The organism is Xanthomonas sp. NCPPB 3761 (assembly GCF_041475705.2).
Classification (GTDB): Bacteria; Pseudomonadota; Gammaproteobacteria; order Xanthomonadales; family Xanthomonadaceae; genus Xanthomonas; species Xanthomonas phaseoli.
Window position 1 is genome coordinate 1,417,325 of sequence record NZ_CM191262.1, and the last position, 17,248, is coordinate 1,434,572.

At 65.7% G+C, this 17,248-nt stretch carries 10 protein-coding genes, 3 pseudogenes and 1 riboswitch; of the genes and pseudogenes, 5 read left to right on the forward strand and 8 right to left on the reverse strand.

The features are described 5' to 3' along the window. Positions 1-159: 159 nt before the first annotated feature. Complete coding sequence (gcvP, locus tag ACCQ00_RS06230; RefSeq protein ID WP_372354086.1) at positions 160-3,033, reverse strand: aminomethyl-transferring glycine dehydrogenase; 2,874 nt, start codon at positions 3,031-3,033, stop codon at positions 160-162. Positions 3,034-3,123: 90 nt separating this feature from the next. Next, positions 3,124-3,238: riboswitch (glycine riboswitch) on the reverse strand. Between the two features lie 253 nt (positions 3,239-3,491). Beyond that, the gene (gene raxX, locus ACCQ00_RS06235; RefSeq protein WP_014089614.1) at positions 3,492-3,671 is read right to left on the reverse strand and encodes a RaxX family RiPP; all 180 of its coding nucleotides are present in this window, start codon (positions 3,669-3,671) and stop codon (positions 3,492-3,494) included. 422 nt (positions 3,672-4,093) lie between these two features. On the opposite strand from raxX, the gene raxST reads away from it, so the two are divergent. The 5 genes from raxST to ACCQ00_RS06260 all read left to right on the forward strand — a co-directional run bounded on the left by raxST (position 4,094) and on the right by ACCQ00_RS06260 (position 10,285). Then, complete coding sequence (gene raxST / locus ACCQ00_RS06240) at positions 4,094-4,897, forward strand: RiPP modification sulfotransferase RaxST (protein ID WP_039573751.1); 804 nt, start codon at positions 4,094-4,096, stop codon at positions 4,895-4,897. Then, positions 4,878-6,221, forward strand: a complete 1,344-nt coding sequence (locus tag ACCQ00_RS06245) for an HlyD family secretion protein (protein ID WP_080948733.1) — start codon at positions 4,878-4,880, stop codon at positions 6,219-6,221. The genes raxST and ACCQ00_RS06245 overlap by 20 nt, the downstream gene beginning before the upstream one ends. After that, positions 6,218-8,374 (forward strand): peptidase domain-containing ABC transporter RaxB, encoded by a 2,157-nt coding sequence (raxB, locus tag ACCQ00_RS06250; protein ID WP_039573748.1) that lies wholly within the window; start codon positions 6,218-6,220, stop codon positions 8,372-8,374. Before ACCQ00_RS06245 ends, raxB begins: the two co-directional genes overlap by 4 nt. A 278-nt stretch (positions 8,375-8,652) precedes the next feature. Then, positions 8,653-9,906 carry a multidrug effflux MFS transporter gene (locus tag ACCQ00_RS06255; RefSeq protein WP_039573745.1) on the forward strand — a complete coding sequence of 418 codons (1,254 nt, stop codon included), beginning with the start codon at positions 8,653-8,655 and terminating at the stop codon, positions 9,904-9,906. A gap of 16 nt (positions 9,907-9,922) precedes the next feature. Next, positions 9,923-10,285, forward strand: a complete 363-nt coding sequence (locus ACCQ00_RS06260; protein WP_039573743.1) for a hypothetical protein — start codon at positions 9,923-9,925, stop codon at positions 10,283-10,285. A 4-nt stretch (positions 10,286-10,289) separates the two neighbouring features. Here the strand turns inward: ACCQ00_RS06260 and ACCQ00_RS06265 are convergent. From ACCQ00_RS06265 to ACCQ00_RS06290, 6 genes and pseudogenes are all read right to left on the reverse strand, one after another. After that, positions 10,290-11,335 (reverse strand): annotated as a pseudogene (locus ACCQ00_RS06265) (IS3 family transposase); the annotation flags it as partial. Between the two features lie 37 nt (positions 11,336-11,372). Then, a protein-coding gene (locus ACCQ00_RS06270; protein WP_099770609.1) for an IS3 family transposase occupies positions 11,373-12,460 on the reverse strand; the annotation gives its coding sequence in 2 pieces (ribosomal slippage) (positions 11,373-12,208 and positions 12,208-12,460; 1,089 coding nt in all). A 68-nt stretch (positions 12,461-12,528) separates the two neighbouring features. After that, positions 12,529-12,633, reverse strand: a pseudogene (locus tag ACCQ00_RS06275) (transposase); the annotation flags it as partial. A 63-nt stretch (positions 12,634-12,696) separates the two neighbouring features. Further along, positions 12,697-14,646, reverse strand: a pseudogene (locus ACCQ00_RS06280) (M2 family metallopeptidase); the annotation flags it as partial. A gap of 110 nt (positions 14,647-14,756) precedes the next feature. Beyond that, entirely contained in the window at positions 14,757-16,424 is a 1,668-nt protein-coding gene (locus tag ACCQ00_RS06285) for a phosphoethanolamine transferase (protein ID WP_039569944.1), read from the reverse strand. Next, on the reverse strand, positions 16,421-17,185 hold the full coding sequence (locus ACCQ00_RS06290; protein WP_039569946.1) for a phosphatase PAP2 family protein: 765 nt from the start codon (positions 17,183-17,185) through the stop codon (positions 16,421-16,423). The genes ACCQ00_RS06285 and ACCQ00_RS06290 overlap by 4 nt, the downstream gene beginning before the upstream one ends. Positions 17,186-17,248: the final 63 nt, after the last annotated feature.

Consider the following 17,248-nt stretch of genomic DNA (forward strand, 5'->3'; position numbering starts at 1 on the left):
GTCTGCTGTGGGATGAGAGCGTCCGCCATCATCCTGGTGGCACGTGTAGGCCAGGAAAACGGCTGGCAGTGCGATGGCATCTGGGCATTCATTCGCAGCGCAATAAAAAAACCCAGCCGCGTTACCGGCTGGGTTGTGTTGGCCGTCGCGGTGCGGCGATCAGGCCTCGGCGTCTTCCTTGTAGGCATCGACCGGGATGCACGCGCACATCACGTTCTTGTCGCCGTAGACGTTGTCCACGCGTGCCACCGGCGGCCAGTACTTCTGCTGCTTGAGGCTGGGCAGCGGGAAGGCGGCCAGTTCGCGCGGGTAGGCATGCGTCCACTCGCTGGCCGAGACCTGGGTTGCGGTATGTGGGGCGTGCTTGAGCGGGTTGTCCTCGCGGTCCAGGCGGCCGTCCTCGATGGCGCGGATCTCTTCGCGGATCTGGATCATCGCGTCGATGAAGCGGTCCAGTTCGTGCTGCGATTCGCTTTCGGTCGGCTCCACCATCAGCGTGCCGGCCACCGGGAAGCTCAGCGTCGGTGCGTGGAAGCCGAAGTCGATCAGCCGCTTGGCGATGTCTTCGGCGCCGATGCCGCTGGTCTTCTCCAGCGGGCGTACGTCGAGGATGCACTCGTGCGCGACCAGGCCATTGCGGCCGGTGTACAGCGTCTTGTAGTGCGGTGCCAGGCGCTTGGCGATGTAGTTGGCGTTGAGCAATGCCACTTGCGTGGCCTTGCGCAGACCGGCGCTGCCCATCATGGTCACGTACATCCAGCTGATCGGCAGGATCGAGGCCGAGCCATAACTGGCAGCGCTGACCATGCCGACGTCGCCTTCGCCGCCCAGCGTTCTTGGTAGGAACGGCGCCAGGTGCGATTTGACCGCACACGGGCCCACGCCCGGGCCGCCGCCGCCATGCGGAATGCAGAAGGTCTTGTGCAGGTTGAGGTGCGAGACGTCCGAGCCCCACTTGCCGGGCTTGGCCACGCCGACCAGCGCGTTCATGTTGGCGCCATCGGTATAGACCTGGCCGCCATGCGCATGCACCGCTTCGCAGATCGCCACCACGTCTTCTTCGAACACGCCGTGGGTGGACGGGTAGGTGATCATCAGTGCGGCCAGGCGATCGGAATATTTTTCCGCCTTGGCGCGGATGTCATCCACGTCCACGTTGCCGTTGGCATCGCACTTGGTCACCACCACGGTCATGCCGCACATCTGTGCGGAGGCCGGGTTGGTGCCGTGCGCCGACTCGGGGATCAGGCAGATGTCGCGATGGCCTTCGCCGCGTGCGCGGTGGTAGGCGCGGATCGCCAGCAGGCCGGCATATTCGCCTTGCGCGCCGGAGTTGGGCTGCAGGCTCACCGCGTCATAGCCGGTGCACTCGACCAGCATCGCTTCCAGCTCGTCGATCAGCTGCGCGTAGCCGGCGGATTGTTCGGCCGGTGCAAGCGGATGGATGGCACCGAACTCCGGCCAGGTCACCGGAATCATCTCGGCGGTGGCGTTGAGCTTCATGGTGCAGCTGCCCAGCGGGATCATGGTGCGATCCATCGCCAGGTCCTTGTCGGCCAGCGAGCGCATGTAGCGCAGCAGTTCGTGTTCGCTGTGATGGGTGTTGAATACCGGGTGGGTCAGGAACGGGGTGGTGCGCAGCAGGCCCGGCGGCAGGGCATCGGCGGTGGCGGCATCCAGCGCGTCCACATCGGCCGTGGCACCGAACAGCTGCGCCAGCGCGACCACGTCGGCGCGGGTGGTGGTTTCGTCCAGGCTGATGCCCACCGCTTCGCTATCGATGGCGCGCAGGTTGATTCCGGCCGCACGCGCACGGGCGTGGATGGCATCGGCATCGATCGCCTTGACGTGCAAGGTGTCGAAGAAGCGCTCGCCCACGGTGACGCCGGCGCTGCGCAGTGCGGCGGCCAGGATCGCCGCCAGGCGATGGGTGCGCCGTGCGATGCGGGTCAGGCCGTCGGGGCCGTGGTACACCGCATACATCGAGGCCATCACCGCCAGCAGTACCTGCGCAGTGCAGATGTTGGAGGTGGCCTTTTCGCGGCGTATATGTTGCTCGCGGGTCTGCAGGGTCAGGCGATACGCCGGGTTGCCGGCGGCATCGATCGACACGCCGATCAAGCGGCCGGGCATCGAGCGCTTGTAGGCATCGCGGCATGCCATGAAGGCGGCATGCGGGCCGCCGAAACCGAACGGCACACCGAAGCGCTGCGAGTTGCCGACCACGATATCCGCACCCCATTCGCCCGGGGCGGCGATCAAGGTCAGCGCCAGCAGATCGGTGGCCACTGCGACCAGGCCGCCTTGCGCGTGCACGGCCTCGGCCAGCGCAGCGTGATCGCCGATATGACCGAAGCTGTCCGGGTACTGCAGCAGCACGCCGAAGCACTCGGTTTGCAGCGCTTCTTCCGGCGTGCCGACACGCAGCACGATGTCCAGCGGCTCGGCGCGCGTGCGCAGCAGCTCCAGCGTCTGCGGGTGCACCGCGTCGTGCACGAAAAAGGTGTTGGACTTGGATTTGGCCGAACGCTTGGCCAGCGTCATCGCCTCGGCCGCGGCGGTGGCTTCGTCCAGCAGCGAGGCGTTGGCGATCTGCATGCCGGTGAGGTCGGCGCACAGGGTCTGGAAGTTGATCAGCGCTTCCATGCGGCCTTGCGAGATTTCCGCCTGGTACGGCGTGTAGGCGGTGTACCAGGCCGGGTTCTCCAGGATGTTGCGCAAGATTACCTTCGGTGTGTGGGTGCCGTAATAGCCCTGGCCGATGAAGTTGCGATACACGGTATTCTTGTCGGCGATGGCGCGGATCTTGGCCAGCGCTTCTTCTTCGGTGATCGCCTCGGGCAGCGCCAGCGGCGCCGGCGACTTGATGTTGCCCGGCACGATGGCATCGGTCAGCGCATCCAGGCAGGCGTGGCCGACCACGTCCAGCATCTGGGCGATTTCCGCGTCGTTGGGGCCGATATGGCGTTCGACGAACGCGCTGTGGTGTTCGAGGTCGCGCAGGGAAGACGGGGTCTGGGACATGGCGGGCATCCGGAGCAGAGGGCATGCGAAAGGTCGGAAGCACCACGACCGGTCTGACGCGCATGCGCGCGCCACGACCTGCCGCAGCGGCGGTCTTCCTCGCGCCCCTCTGTCCTTTTGCCTGAGAGTTTAGGAACGCGGCATGGCACCTGGCCTGCCTGCGTTCCGTGCCCCTTCGGCGCCGGCCGCGGCCGGTCTCTCCAGAGTTGTGTTGAAGATGGTATCGGGCCTGAGCGATTACGGGCTGTTGCGCCTTCGGCAGCGGCAGTGCCGCTTCTCCCACCGTGTTGCCTGGCTAGTATAGCCAGCGCCCGGCCGCTTGGCGAAACGCTTTTCGGCGCCATGACATGCCGGAGGCCGGGCGAGTCGCCTCGTCCGGCCTCCGGGATTTGAGCGGCCGCTGTTGCCCCCGCTACCGGGCGGTCCGGCAACGGCAGCGCCCGCTCGCTCCTGCCCGCGCAGGCGGATCAGTGGTGCCCGTTCTTGGGCGGCGGATCGTGCTTGGTATTGGCGCCCGGCGGGGGATAGTCCCCACCGCCGACATGCTTCCACAGACGCTGGTCCAGGGGCTCCAGCTGGCCCTTGGCCCCGGCGGGCCGCTGCAGCGCTTGCGCACCATTGGTTGGCGATTTTTTCGACAGGTTCATGTTGACGTCCTCACGGGTTTTCCCTTCGTACGCAGCGTCACGCCGCCCGAAGGGACGACTGCGTGACCGCCTCGGCCATCTGCCCGTTGGCCGGTGAGGCGACAGTGGTCGCTGGACCGCAGAGCCGGGGACAGCGCCATGCGATCCAGCGTGCGCGGGTGCCGTTGCGACCCAGGGCCGGCGCACGACGCTGTGTGCGCGGTAACGAACGTCGCATCTGCCAGGTCCGTGCCGGCACGTGCCGATGTGATGCCGGTCACGGCAAGCGCTCCCGACCGCCCGGCCGGAGCGCTGGCATTCGCAAAGCGCAGCGCCTTTGCGCAGCGTGTCCGCGTGTGCAGTGGCACGCGATGCAGGCTTGGCCGGCGATGCGTCTCGCCGGCATGCCGCCGCCGACCAGCATTGGATAGGGGAGGCGCGAGGTGGACTACCATTTCATTTCCGGGCTGCCGCGGGCGGGCTCGTCCTTGCTGGCCGCGTTGCTGCGACAGAGCCCGCACGTGCACGCCGATGTCACCTCGCCGGTCGCGCGACTGTACGCGGCGATGCTGATGGGCATGAGCGAGGAACATCCCTCCAACGTGCAGATCGATGACGCACAGCGGGTGCGGTTGCTGCGTTCGGTCTTCGACGCCTATTACCAGGATCGCCAGGGGCTGGGCACGGTGTTCGACACCAATCGTGCCTGGTGCAGCCGCCTGGCAGGGCTGGCGACGCTGTTTCCGCACAGCCGTGTCATCTGTTGCGTTCGCGATGTTGGCTGGGTCGTCGATAGCTTCGAGCGCCTGGCGCAGACCCAGCCGCTGCGCTTGTCGGCGTTGTTCGGCTACGACCCGGAAGACTCGGTCTCGATGCGCGCGGACCTGCTGACCGCACCGCGCGGCGTGGTGGGCTATGCGCTGGATGGGCTGCGCCAGGCGTTCTACGGCGAACATGCCGATCGACTGCTGCTGTTGCGCTACGACACGCTGGCGCAACGGCCGGCGCAGGCGATGGAGCAGGTCTACGCTTTCCTGCAACTGCCGGCGTTCGCGCACGACTATGCCGGTGTCCAGGCCGAGGCCGAACGCTTCGATGCCGCGTTGCAGATGCCGGGCCTGCATCGCGTCCGTCGCGGGGTGCAGTACGTCCCCCGGCGCAGCGTGTTGCCGCCGGCGCTGTTCGAACGTTTGCAGGAGCTGGCCTTCTGGGAACGCGGGCCCTCGCATGGAGCCCTGCTGGTATGAGCAGGCGCGTGGCTTGGCAGCGCACGGCGACGCGGCAGCATCGAGCAGGCAGGCAGCACGGGCGGGCGTCGGCGGCCGCCAGCGGATGACGACCCTGTTCCGACGCGAGGCGGTGGACTACCGGCAGCGCAGTCGGCTCGGGCCGGTGGTGCTGCGCCAGCATGGCGCGCTACGTTGGTGCGTAGGCCTGCTGATGGCAACCGTGATCCTGCTGCTGGCCGGATTCTTCCGCCTGGGCTTCGCGCGCAGCGAGACCTTGTATGGCGCGGTCGTCCCGGCGGGCGGACTGATCGCCGTCACCACACCGCAGTCGGGCGTGGTGGTGCAGGTCGGCGCCGTGCAGGGCCAGCGCGTCGCTGCGGGCCAGGTGTTGTTCGTGTTGTCGGCCGAACATCGCGACGATCGCGGGCGGCCGACCCAGCGCGCTGCTGTGGTGCTGGCCGAACAGCAGCGCCTGGCCGTCGAGGCGATGGCGCAGTTGCGTGCCCAGGGGCGTGTGCAGCAGCAGGCGGCTGCGCGGGCGCTGGCCGGCCTGCGCGACCGCCTGCAGCAGATCGACGTCGAGCTGGACTTGCTGCGCCATCGGCAGCAACTGACCCAATCGATCGAGCAGCGTTACCGCACCGCGTTGACGCGCGGCCTGGTCAGCCAGCAATTCGTCGATGAAAAACAGGCCGACGTGCTCGACCAACGCGCGCATACCCTGGAGTTGCGGCGCGAGCGCATGGCCTTGGCCGATGCGCTTGCGCAGGCCCAAGCCGAGGTGCAGCAGTTACCGTCGAACTTGCGCCAACAATTGGCGGTGGCCGGTGCCGGCCTGCAGGAGGATCGGCGTGCGGCGATCGAGCAGGCGGCCGCGTCGCGTTGGGAAGTGCGCGCGCCGCGTGCCGGCCGTGTGGCGCTGCGACCGCTGCAGCGTGGGCAGGCGGTCGCGCAGGGGCAACGCTTGGCCGATCTGCTGCCGACGTCGATGGCGACCGAGGTCGTGTTGTACGCGCCCTCCCGGGCCGCAGGTCTGATTGGGCTCGGGATGCCGGTGCAACTGCGCTTCGATGCCTTGCCCTACCAGCATTACGGTCAGTTTGCCGGGCAGGTGGTCGAGATCGCCGTCGCGCCCGAACCGCCGCGTGTCGACTCCACGTCGGTGAGCGAACCGTTGTACCGCGTGCGGGTGCGCCTGGCCGGGGATGCCGCGCTGCGTGCAGGACACACCGCGGTCCTGCGACCGGGTATGCGCGTGCAGGGCACGCTGGCATTGGAATGGCGGCGCTTCTCGCAGTGGGCCTTCGAGCCGCTGTCCAGCTTGCACGGTACGCTGCGATGAGCCGCTGGCAGGCGCAGTTGCGTCGCGCGTCCGGCGTGCGTGGGTTGCCGATGATCCTGCAGGGCCAGGTCGGCGAATGCGGATTGGCCGCCATGGCCATGATCGCCCACTATCACGGTTGCCACATCGGCCTGGCCGAGCTGCGCCGCCGGTTCCTGCTGTCGCGGCAGGGCACCAACCTGGCCAATCTGGTGGCGATCGCGCAGGCGCTCGGTCTGCAGGCGCGCGCGTTGCGGCTGGAAATGGACGCGCTGCCGGAGTTGCAGCTGCCCTGCATCGTGCATTGGGATCTGAATAATTTCGTCGTGCTCAAGCGGGTGGGCGCCCGTCGTCTGCAGATCCACGATCCGGCCAGCGGGCCGCGGAGCCTGACGCCGGGCGAATTCGCCCGGCATTTCTCCGGGATCGCGCTGGAACTCAGCCCGGCCGCCGACTTCCGTCCGCAAGCTGCGGCGCCGGCAGTGGCGTTGTCCTCGTTGATCGGTCGTGTCCACGGACTTGGACGTGCGGTCTGGCAGGTGCTTGCGTTGGCATTCGCGCTCGAGGTGCTCAGCCTGGGAATGCCGTTCCAACTGCAGTGGATCGTCGATCAGGCGGTGCCGTCGGCCGACATCGGGTTGATCCATGTCCTTGGCGCCGGGTTCCTGTTGCTGGTGGTCCTGCAATCCTGCATCGCCCTGCTGCGCGGATGGCTGATCGCCAGCGTGTCGGCACAGCTGGGTTTTCAATGGATGGGGCAGGTGTTCGCGCACCTGCTCGCGCTCCCGTTGGCGTATTTCGAGAAGCGTCACCTGGGTGGAATCCAGTCGCGCTTCGCCTCGATCGTGCAGGTGCAACGCACCTTGACGACCGGATTCACCCAGACCCTGGTCGATGGCGTGCTGGTGATCGGCACCCTCGGCCTGATGCTGGTCTACAGCGTCGGCCTCAGCGCGATCACGCTGGTGGCGGTGGCGCTGTATGCGGCGACACGCTGGCTGTGGCTGCGGAGGATGCGCGAGGCCGCCGCCGAGCAGTTGTTGTGGGACGCGCGCCAGCACACCCACCTGCTGGAGAGCGTGCGCGGCATCCAGGGCGTGCGGCTGTTCGGGCGCCAGCAGGTGCGGCGCATGGACTGGACCCATCTGCTGGCCGAACAGACCAATGCACAACTGCGCCTGGCACAGGGCGAGGTCTGGCAGTCGTCACTCCAGCGCCTGCTGTTCGGATGCGAGCGGGTGCTGGTGATCTGGCTCGCCGCGTTCGCGATCCTGCGCGCAGAGCTGTCGCTGGGCATGCTGCTGGCATTCATGGCCTATCGCGAGCAGTTCGCCATGCGCTTGTCCGAGCTGATCGATCGGCTGGTGGAGTTCCGCCTGTTACGCGTCCATCTGGAGCGGGTGGCCGACATCGTCCACCAGCCGCGCGAGGAGGCCGATCAGCGCATCGATGCGCCGGCCTGGAACGACACCACCATCGAACTGTGCGGCATCGGCTTCCGCTACGCCGACGATACCCCGGCGGTGCTCGAAGACGTCAGCGTGCGCATCGCCAGCGGGGAATGCGTGGCCATCACCGGCGCGTCCGGGTGCGGCAAGACCACCTTGGTCAAGGTGATCCTCGGGCTGCTGCAACCCAGTACGGGGCAAGTGAAGATCGGTGGGCGCCCGCTGAGCCTTGCGGCGCTGGCGCCCTATCGCGCCATCGTCGGCACGGTGATGCAGGACGATCTGCTGTTCACCGGATCGGTCAGCGAAAACATCAGTTTCTTCGACCCGGAGCCGGACCAGGCGCAGATCGAACGTTGCGCGCGCATCGCCGGCGTGCACCAGGAGGTGGAGCAGATGCCGCTCGGCTACGCCTCGTTGTTGAGCGAGGCGGGTACCGGGTTGTCGGGCGGGCAGCGGCAACGCGTCTTGCTGGCACGCGCGCTGTACAGGTCGCCACGTATCCTGGTGCTGGACGAGGCGACCAGCCATCTGGACGTGATGAACGAGCAGCGCGTCAATCGCGCCATCCAGGCAATGCAGGTCACCCGGATCATCGTGGCGCATCGGAGCGAAACCGTGGCCATGGCCGCGCGCGTCATCACCCTGGAGCAGGGCCGGGTGGTGAGCGATCAGCCGATCGCCGATTGGCAGCGGCTGCAGGAGCGCTCCACCGCAGCCGACTGATCGCTGCCGTTGGCCACTGGGCGCCGAGCACTGCCGGCGCCGTCATTGCCAGGTGCGCAGCCGCTCGGCTGTGCAGGATGAGATGCCGTGCTGGAACGAAGCGGACGCGGCTGCGATTTCCGTGCCTGCGTGCCGCGCATGCGCTCCATCGCTGGCCGCATGCGGTGGCAGTTGGCGTAAAGTGTCGGCTTCTTTGCCCCATGCCTGCCGCTGCGCTCGTTGGCCTGACCACCGCTGCCGGTGCCTGCGCGTGGGGAGTCCTCCGGATACCGTTGCGCATGACTTCTGCTGTTCCCTCCACCCGTCGCATGGCGCTGCTGCTGGCCGGGCTGGCGATGTTCGGCCCGTTTTCGATCGACACCATCTTCCCGGCGTTCTCGCAACTTGGCCGCAGCCTGGCGGCGGACCAGGTGGCGATCCAGCAGACCATCAGCGTCTATCTGCTGGCGTATGGCCTGATGAGCATCGCGCACGGGCCGTTGTCCGATGCCTGGGGCCGCAAGCGGGTGATCCTGGGCGGGCTGGCCTTGTTTGTCGCCGGTTCGATCGGCTGTGCGTTGTCGCAAGACTTGCCCACGCTACTGGCGTTCCGCGCGCTGCAGGGCCTGTCGGCCGGCGTGGGCATGATCGTCGGGCGGGCGGTGATCCGCGACCTGTTCCATGGCCCTGACGCGCAGCGGCTGATGAGCCAGGTGTCGATGATCTTCGGGATTGCGCCGGCCATCGCGCCGATCATCGGCGGCTGGATCCTGCTCAGTGGCGCCGGCTGGCCGTTGATCTTCTGGTTCTTGGTGGTGTTTGGCCTGGTGCTGCTCATCGCAACCCTGACCTGGCTGCCGGAGACCCACCCGGTGGAGGCGCGCACCCCGCTGCAGTTCAAACGCCTAATGCAGGATTACGTGCGCATCGGCTTCAATCCGCGCTTCCAGCGCCTGGCCGCGGCCGGGTCGTTCAATTTCGCCGGCATCTTCCTGTACATCGCCTCGGCCCCGGTGCTGATCATGCAGCACCTGAAGCTGGGCGAAGGCGATTTCGCCTGGCTGTTCATTCCCACCATCGGCGGCATGACGCTGGGCTCGTTCCTGTCCGGGCGCATGGCCGGGCGCATGCAGCCGGTGCGGCAGATCCGCATCGGCTTCATCTGCTGCGGCGTGGCGGCACTGGCCAATCTGGCCTACACCTTTGCGGTGGCGCAGATCGCGCTGCCGTGGGCGGTGCTGCCGATCTTCCTGGCCGGCATGGGCATGGCGTTGATCTTTCCGATCCTGGCGCTGGCGGTGCTGGACATGTACCCGCAGCAGCGCGGCCTGGCGTCGTCGCTGCAGGCCTTCACCCAGTTGATGACCAATACGGTGGTGGCCGGGGTGCTGTCGCCGCTGCTGAGTGAACATCCGCGGCATCTGGCGATCGGCATGACCGGCTTTTTCTTGCTGGGCTGGCTATTCTGGCGCTGGGAGCGCCGCAGCGGCCGCCGTCTACGGCACCGCCAGGCCACCGAGGCAGTGCCTCTGGAGCCGGCCGACCACCTCTGACCTCACAGGAGCCTGCATGTCCACCGATTCCAAGTTGCGCCGTGATGCCCGCAAGCGCGCCGCCGAGCGCCAGCGCAACCAGGCCGCCGCCAATCCCGCGCCGGTGTCCCCGATCGAACCGCATGCCGAACTCCGCGACCAGCAACGCACCCTCTTGGCCGGCATCGTCCGCCGCGACGGCGAATGGGTGCTGGGAATGGATGGCCGCATCGCCGGCGAAAGCACCAGCGCCGCGCAGGTGCTGGCGCTGATCATGCGCGCGGCCGAGTTGCACGAACGCCAGGGCACCCCGGTGCGGTTGACCTACTCGGACGCCCTCAAGGACGCCGCACATGCCGAGGCCCGTGCCGACGGTATTGATACGCCCAGGGTTCCGTAGACACTCAAGACCCTCGTTGCGCGTAGCGCCGTTCAAACTCTACAGGGGACAGGTCACCAGTTGAACCGTGGCGGCGGTTGGGGTTGTAGAACATCTCGATGTAGTCGAATACCTCGGCGCGTGCGGCGTCCTTGGTGGGATAGATTCGTCGCCTGATCCGCTCGCGTTTGAGCAGGCCGAAGAAGCTCTCCACGGGTGCGTTGTCGTGGCAGTTGCCACGCCGACTCATGCTGCACACCAAGCCATGGGACGCCAGGAAACTCTGCCAGTCATCGCTGGTGTAGACCGACCCTTGGTCTGAGTGAACCAAGCAACCAGCATTGGGTTTGCGCCGCCACACCGCAGACAACAAGGCCTGCACGACCAACTCGGTGTCGGCCCGATCGCGCATCGCCCAGCCGACGACCTGCCTGGAAAACAGATCGATCACCACAGCCAGGTACATCCAGCCTTCGTGCGTGCGGATGAAGGTGAAATCGCTCGCCCAGGCCGTGTCCGGCTCGGTCACGTCGAACTGTCGGTCAAGCAGGTTGGCCGCCGCCTTGCACTGCATCCCTCCATGGAAGCGCGGTTTGCGACCATAGCCCACCTGGGCACGCAATCCCTCGGCGCGCATCAATCGATGCACCCGATGGCGACTGCAACGCTCACCCAGATCGCGTAGATCCTTGGCGATCTTGCGATGCCCATACACACTGCCGCTGGCCAGCCAGTGGTGCTTGATCAGCCCCAGCAGGCGTTCGTCTTCCTTGGCGCGCTCACTGTCCGGCGACTTTAGCCACGCGTAGTATCCAGCCCGGTTCACCCGCAACACCCGGCACATCGCACACACCCTGAACTCCCCGCAGTGGGCTTGCATGAAGGCGTACTTTGCCTTTACCCCTTGGCAAAGTACGCGGCGGCCTTTTTTAGGATGTCGCGCTCCTCGGTCACTCGACGCAACTCTGCCTTCAGCCGCCGAACCTCGGCGCTCTGGTCCACCTCGGCGCGCTGTACCACGCCGGGCTTGCCGAACTTGCGCAGCCAGGCGTACAGGCTGTGCGTCGTGAGGTAATCCCCCCACTTCTAGCGGTCGCCAGAAGTGGAGCTAAGCGGCCATCGCCAACTTCATGGCAGGCGTGATGCCGCCGAGCGCCATATTCGGACGCTCGTGGTTGTACGTCCATAGCCAGCGGGTGGCTTTGTCCTGCACCTGGTCGATGGTGTCGAACAGGGTTTGGGCGAGCCAGGCGTAGCGGATGGTGCGGTTGTAGCGTTCAACGTAGGCGTTCTGCTGTGGCTTGCCCGGCTGGATGTGCTCGACCCGGATGCCATGCCGCTGCGCCCAGGACAGCAACGCGCCACTGATGTATTCAGGGCCGTTGTCGCAGCGGATCACGGCGGGCTTGCCGCGCCACTCGATGATCTGCTCCAGCGATCGGATCACCCGGGCTGACGGCAGCGACAGGTCGACCTCGATCCCCAGCCCCTCGCGATTGAAGTCGTCGAGCACATTGAACAGCCGGAAGCTGCGGCCGTCGGCCAACTGGTCGTGCATGAAGTCCATCGACCAGACCTGGTTGATAGCCTCCGGCACCGCCAGAGGCTCGGGCCGCTCACGCACCAGCCGCTTCCTCGGCTTGATCCGCAGGTTCAACTCCAGCTCGCGGTAGATCCGGTAGACCCGCTTGTGATTCCAGCCAAAGCCCTTCACGTTGCGCAGGTACAGGTAGCACAGGCCAAAGCCCCAGTCGCGATGGGCGGTCGTCAGGCGGATCAGCCAGTCGGCGATCCGGGCGTTCTGCTCGCTGGCCTTGGCCTGGTAACGGAAGCAGGTCTCGCTCACCGCGAAGGCCTGGCAGGCGTGGCGGATGTTCGTACGCCCGCTCGTGACTGCCGATTGGGCCATCTCGCGTCGCTGAGATGGCCTCACCATTTTTTTGCGAGCGCTTCCTTCAGCAGGTCGGTACTGAGCTGCGCCTCGGCGTACATCTTCTTGAGCCGGCGGTTCTCCTCCTCCAGCTCCTTCATGCGCGCGACCATGGACACGTCCATGCCGCCGAACTTGCTGCGCCACTTGTAGAACGTGGCCGAGCTGATGCCGTGCTCGCGGCACAGCTCCGGCACGGGCGCACCGGCCTGGGCCTGCTTGAGCACGGCGATGATCTGGCTGTCGGTAAAGCGGGACTTCTTCATGGAACCTCCTCGAGAAAGGATACGAGAAAATTCCACTTCTGGCGTCTGCTAATGGGCGGGGGGATTACCGTGACACCCAGCCGCTCGGCGACGTCTGCCACCTTGAACCCACGATCCGTCACTTGCCGGACCGCCTCGATCTTGAACTCATCCGTATACCGCTTGCTGCTCATAGACATCTCCGAATCGACTATTTTCCATGGCCATGAGATGTCTAGGAAACCCTGGGCGTATCACTGCCCCTGATTCTGCTGTTTCAACCATTCGCTCATCGGCGCGAAGTACTCCAGCATCGGGCCGGCATCGAGTTTGTCGTTGCCGGTGAGTTCCTTGAGGGTGGTTTGCCAGGGCTGGCTGGAACCACGCTGCAGCATCGACCAGAACTTCTGCCCGGCGTCCTTGTTGCCGTAGAAGCTGCAGTCGTACAGCGGCCCCTGATGGCCGGCGGCCTGACACAGGCCTTTGTAGAACTGGAATTGCAGGATATGCGCCAGAAAGTAGCGCGTGTACGGTGTGTTGCCCGGCACGTGGTACTTGGCGCCAGGGTCGAAGAATTCTTCGCCGCGCGCGCCGACCGGCGCCACGCCCTGGTACTTGGCTTTCAGTTCCCACCAGGCCTGGTTGTAATGCTCGGGCGTGATCGAACCGTCGAACACGCCCCAGCGCCAGCGGTCGATCATCAAACCGAACGGCAGGAACGCCACCTTGCTCAGGGCCATGCGCATCTGCGAATTGATCAACGACTCGCGACCGGTCTGCTGCTCGCCCACCATGCCGATCGACTGCAGGTACTTGGGCGTCATCGCCAGCACGATGGTGTCGCCGATCGCTTCGTGGAAGCCGTCGTTGGCGCCGTTCTGGAACAGCGGGGGTAATGGGTTATAGGCCAGGTCGTAATAGATGTGGCCCAGCTCGTGGTAGATGGTGGTGAAGTCTTCTTCGGTCGGTTTGATGCACATTTTGGTGCGCACATCCGCGCCGATGTTTTGGTTCGCCTCGCCGCCCATGTTCATGTCCCAGGCGCTGGCGTGGCACACCACATCGCGGTCCAGCGGTTTGATGAACTGCGAGCGCTGCCAATAGGTGTCGGGCAGCTTGGGCATGCCGAGCGAGGTGTAGAAATCCTGCGCGCGTTCGGTCATCTGCTTGGCGGTACGCAGCTGCGCTTCGCGTTCGGCGTTGAAGCGTGCGGCCGCGCCACCATCGCCGCCGGCGTTGCGCGCCAGCACTGCAGTGAGGTTGCTTTGGTACTGCTTTTCCAGCGCGGAGGTGATGTCCAGATCGCCGGCCCCGGGGTAGGGCTGCAGCAGATCCCACAGATTGCTCCAGTCCTGCTGCCACATGTTGCCCATCAGGTGTGCCGGCAACAGGCCGCCGGCGACCTCGCCCTTGTCCTTGCCGTATTGCGTATCGAGTTTGCCGCGCGCATAGCACTGCAACTGCGCATACAACGGTTTGACCTGTTCCCACAGGCGGTCGGTTTCGCTGGCCAGTTGCGCCGGCGGCATGTCGTAGCCGCTGCGCCATAGCACCCCGACGTCGGCGAAACCAAGCCCGCGTGCGCCCTCGTTGGCCAGTTCCACGAAGCGTTGGTAGTCCTTGCGCATGGGCTGCGTAGTGCTGTGCCAGCCCTGCCAGGCGTCGAGTTGTTCGTTGTAGTCGCGGCTGCTGGCCAGCACTTGCTCCAACTCGCCGAGCTGGCGGCAGCGGCGCTGCTCGCCTTCGCCTACGCAGTAGCTGCCGGCGCCGTAATCGCCTTCCATCTTGGCCGCGATGCGGGTGAGCTCGGCCAGCTTGGCCGGGTCGCGCGGTGCAGGCAGGGCACTCATCAATTTCAGCAACTGCAGCGCACGCGCACTGTCGGCCGACATCGGTGTGCCGGCGTACTGCTTGGATTGTTCGATCCACCGATCCAGCTGCGCCAGCGAACGTTCGTTGGCCTTGGCCGCCAGCAACTGCGAATCGCCGTTGATATAGGTCGAAGACAGCCACTGCGCTGCAGTGGTTTCCGGATAGGCAGCCTTGTATTCGGCGCTGATGCGCGCAACGAACTGATCGGCGCTTTCGGCTGGCGCGGCCTTGCTCGCGACAGGCGTGTCCGGTGGTGCCGCATCCCGGCGGCAGGCCGACAAGCTCAGGGTGCCGGCAGCCACGGCCAAAGCCAGCAACAGCAAACGAGGATTCACGGGTGGTCCTTGCAGTGAAGTCCGGCGAAGGCTAGAGCGCGCCGGGTTTCAGGGCAAGGGGCAACGTACGCCACGCATGCGATGCGGCAGGCAGGCGCAGGCGTTGGCGATCAGCGCAGCGTCGTGCCGGTGCACTTGGCGAACAGGTCGCGCTCGGGCGCGTAGGCGCTGGTCTTGACCTGCATCAACCCAAGTACCGACGGGAACAGCGCATCCTGATCGGTGTATTGCCCTGCACGGTGGCGCAGGCAGGCTTCGTCCAGGCCGCGATCGCGCGCGAACTCCGGCGAGAACCACATTACCATCGGCACATGGGTCTGCTCCTTGGGCGCGATGGCATACGGAACGCCGTGCAGGTACAGGCCTTTTTCGCCGAGCGATTCGCCGTGATCGGAGAGATAGATCATCGCCGTGTCGTAGTCCGGCAGGCCGCGCAGCGCATGGATGGCCTGATTGAGGAAATGGTCGGTGTACAGGATCGAATTGTCGTAGGCGTTGACGATGTCCTGGCGGCCGCAGCTGCCCAGATCCGCGGTTTTGCACACCGGCTTGAAGCGTTCGAACTGCGCCGGATATCGCTCGAAGTAGCTCGGGCCATGGCTGCCCAGTTGGTGCAGCACCACCACGCGGTCACCAGGCTTTGCGCGCACCTGCGCAGCCAAGTCGCTCAACAGGATCTCGTCCATGCAGCGGCCATCGGCGCACAGGCCCGGTATGGTGGCATCGTCCAGCTTCTGGATGTCCAACCCGTCGCACACGCCCTTGCACCCTGACTGGTTGTCGCGCCACAGCGTCGAAATGCCAGCGTGTTCCAGCACATGCAGGAACGACTGATGGCCACGAATCATGTCTTCGTTGTAATCGCGACGGCCGTAGGGGGAGAACATGCAGGGCACCGAGACCTCGGTGCTGGTCCCGCACGAATGCATATCCGGGAAGTTGATCACCCCTGCCTGCGCCAGCTCCGGCGTGGTCTGGCGGGCATAGCCATTGAGACCCCAGTTCTGTGCGCGCGCAGTCTCGCCCAGCACCACCAGCAACAGGCGCGGGCGGCTGCCCGGCGCACGCGGCGTGGCCATCGCATCGTGCTCGATCGGCTGTTTGGGCGCGCGCTTGATCGGCGATTCGGATTTGAGGTTTTGCCGCAACGCCACGATGTAATTGATCGGCGTGGCCAAATAACGCACTTCGCGATGATTGCGCATCAGTGCGGAAATGTCCTGCGACGAGAGCATGGCGCCAGCAGCGCCCACCACCGCCACCACCAGCAGGAAACCCGATCGCACCAGCACCGCCTTGCCCACGCTGCGTGCGCGCAAACGGGTGCGCCACAGCAATGCGGCCGGAATCAGGAAGTAGCACACCAGCGGGAGGATCAGGCCCGGCGTGAGCAGCTCGCGCGATTCCTTGTGATCGGTATGCAGCACGTTGCGCAGCATGTCCGCATCCAGATAGACGTTGTAGCTGTCCATGTAGTGCGTGGCCAGCGCGGTAGTGAACAGCAATAGCGTCAGCAGCGGCTTTGCATTCCAGCGCCAGACCAGCACGCCCAGGAGCAGTGCATGCACGGCCACCAGCAGCGCCATCAACGAGATCGCAAACCCGATGCTGCCCGGATGCGTGGCCATGGCGGTGCGCCAGAACAATTGATTGCACACCAACGCAAAAAACAGGCTCGACAGCAGCACCAGCGCTTCGGTCGACACCGTCGGCCGCGTACTCCATGTCAGCGCGCGCAGGCCACTACGCTTGCGCGGTTCCGGTAACCAGGTACTCATGCTGCATCCCCCGAGAGCAACATCAATCCAAGCGCGCGACGCGGCCGTTGCAGCATCACGCAGTACAGTGCAAGTGCGCTCACCCAGCACACCGCCAGCGACCACAGGTCGTGCGAGAGAAAATGCGCGCCGCGCAGTTGTTGCGCAACACCGAAAATGAGACCTGCTGCCAAGCCTATGAACAAACCTGCAAACCGCCATGCAGGACGGAGCGCCAGCGCACAAAAATACAGCGCCACCCATGCGTAACCGGCACTGGCATGGCCGGCCGGAAAGCAACCGGACGCGGCAATGCCGTGGCGCGATTCGAATAGCCCGATCATCGCTTGCGTGCCGCCATAGCGGCTCAGATCCCACGGGCAATCCATCGCCGTCCACGACTTGAGCAATGACACCAGCGAGGTCGACAGTGCGACGGAGGCGGCCAGGTAGGTCAGCGGCCAGCGCAACACCTTCAGGCGTGGCCTGCACCACGCAAAGATGGCCAGCACCAGCACGCCGACCCCGGCTGCCGTGCTCAACCATTTACCCACGCGGTGGATCACGCCACTGGTGAACCAGTGGTCCTTGAGTAGCCAGTGCCCGCCTTCCAGCCGATACAGCGCATCGGCGATCCATTGGTCGCCATCGGCGCCCATCAGCAGCGCGCTCGCCAACAGGACGCAGGCAAGGGGCAGCCACAGATGGCGCACGAAGAAGTGCGTCTTCATGCCGCTGGCGGTATGCGCCACGGCCGGCGCACGGATGGGAAGCGTTGTCATCGAGATGGCGGCCTGTGTCAATGCCCGACATCTTCGAAACCCGGATGTCGGAAAGCGGTCGGA

What these genes read in the sequence shown, in the direction of transcription:
- ACCQ00_RS06245 (WP_080948733.1), top strand. Translation starts at nt 4,878, where the DNA reads ATGGAGCCCTGCTGGTATGAGCAGGCGCGTGGCTTGGCAGCGCACGGC.
- ACCQ00_RS06255 (WP_039573745.1), top strand. Translation starts at nt 8,653, where the DNA reads ATGACTTCTGCTGTTCCCTCCACCCGTCGCATGGCGCTGCTGCTGGCC.
- gcvP (WP_372354086.1), bottom strand. Translation starts at nt 3,033, where the DNA reads ATGCCCGCCATGTCCCAGACCCCGTCTTCCCTGCGCGACCTCGAACAC.
- ACCQ00_RS06260 (WP_039573743.1), top strand. Translation starts at nt 9,923, where the DNA reads ATGTCCACCGATTCCAAGTTGCGCCGTGATGCCCGCAAGCGCGCCGCC.
- ACCQ00_RS06290 (WP_039569946.1), bottom strand. Translation starts at nt 17,185, where the DNA reads ATGACAACGCTTCCCATCCGTGCGCCGGCCGTGGCGCATACCGCCAGC.
- raxB (WP_039573748.1), top strand. Translation starts at nt 6,218, where the DNA reads ATGAGCCGCTGGCAGGCGCAGTTGCGTCGCGCGTCCGGCGTGCGTGGG.
- raxX (WP_014089614.1), bottom strand. Translation starts at nt 3,671, where the DNA reads ATGAACCTGTCGAAAAAATCGCCAACCAATGGTGCGCAAGCGCTGCAG.
- ACCQ00_RS06285 (WP_039569944.1), bottom strand. Translation starts at nt 16,424, where the DNA reads ATGAGTACCTGGTTACCGGAACCGCGCAAGCGTAGTGGCCTGCGCGCG.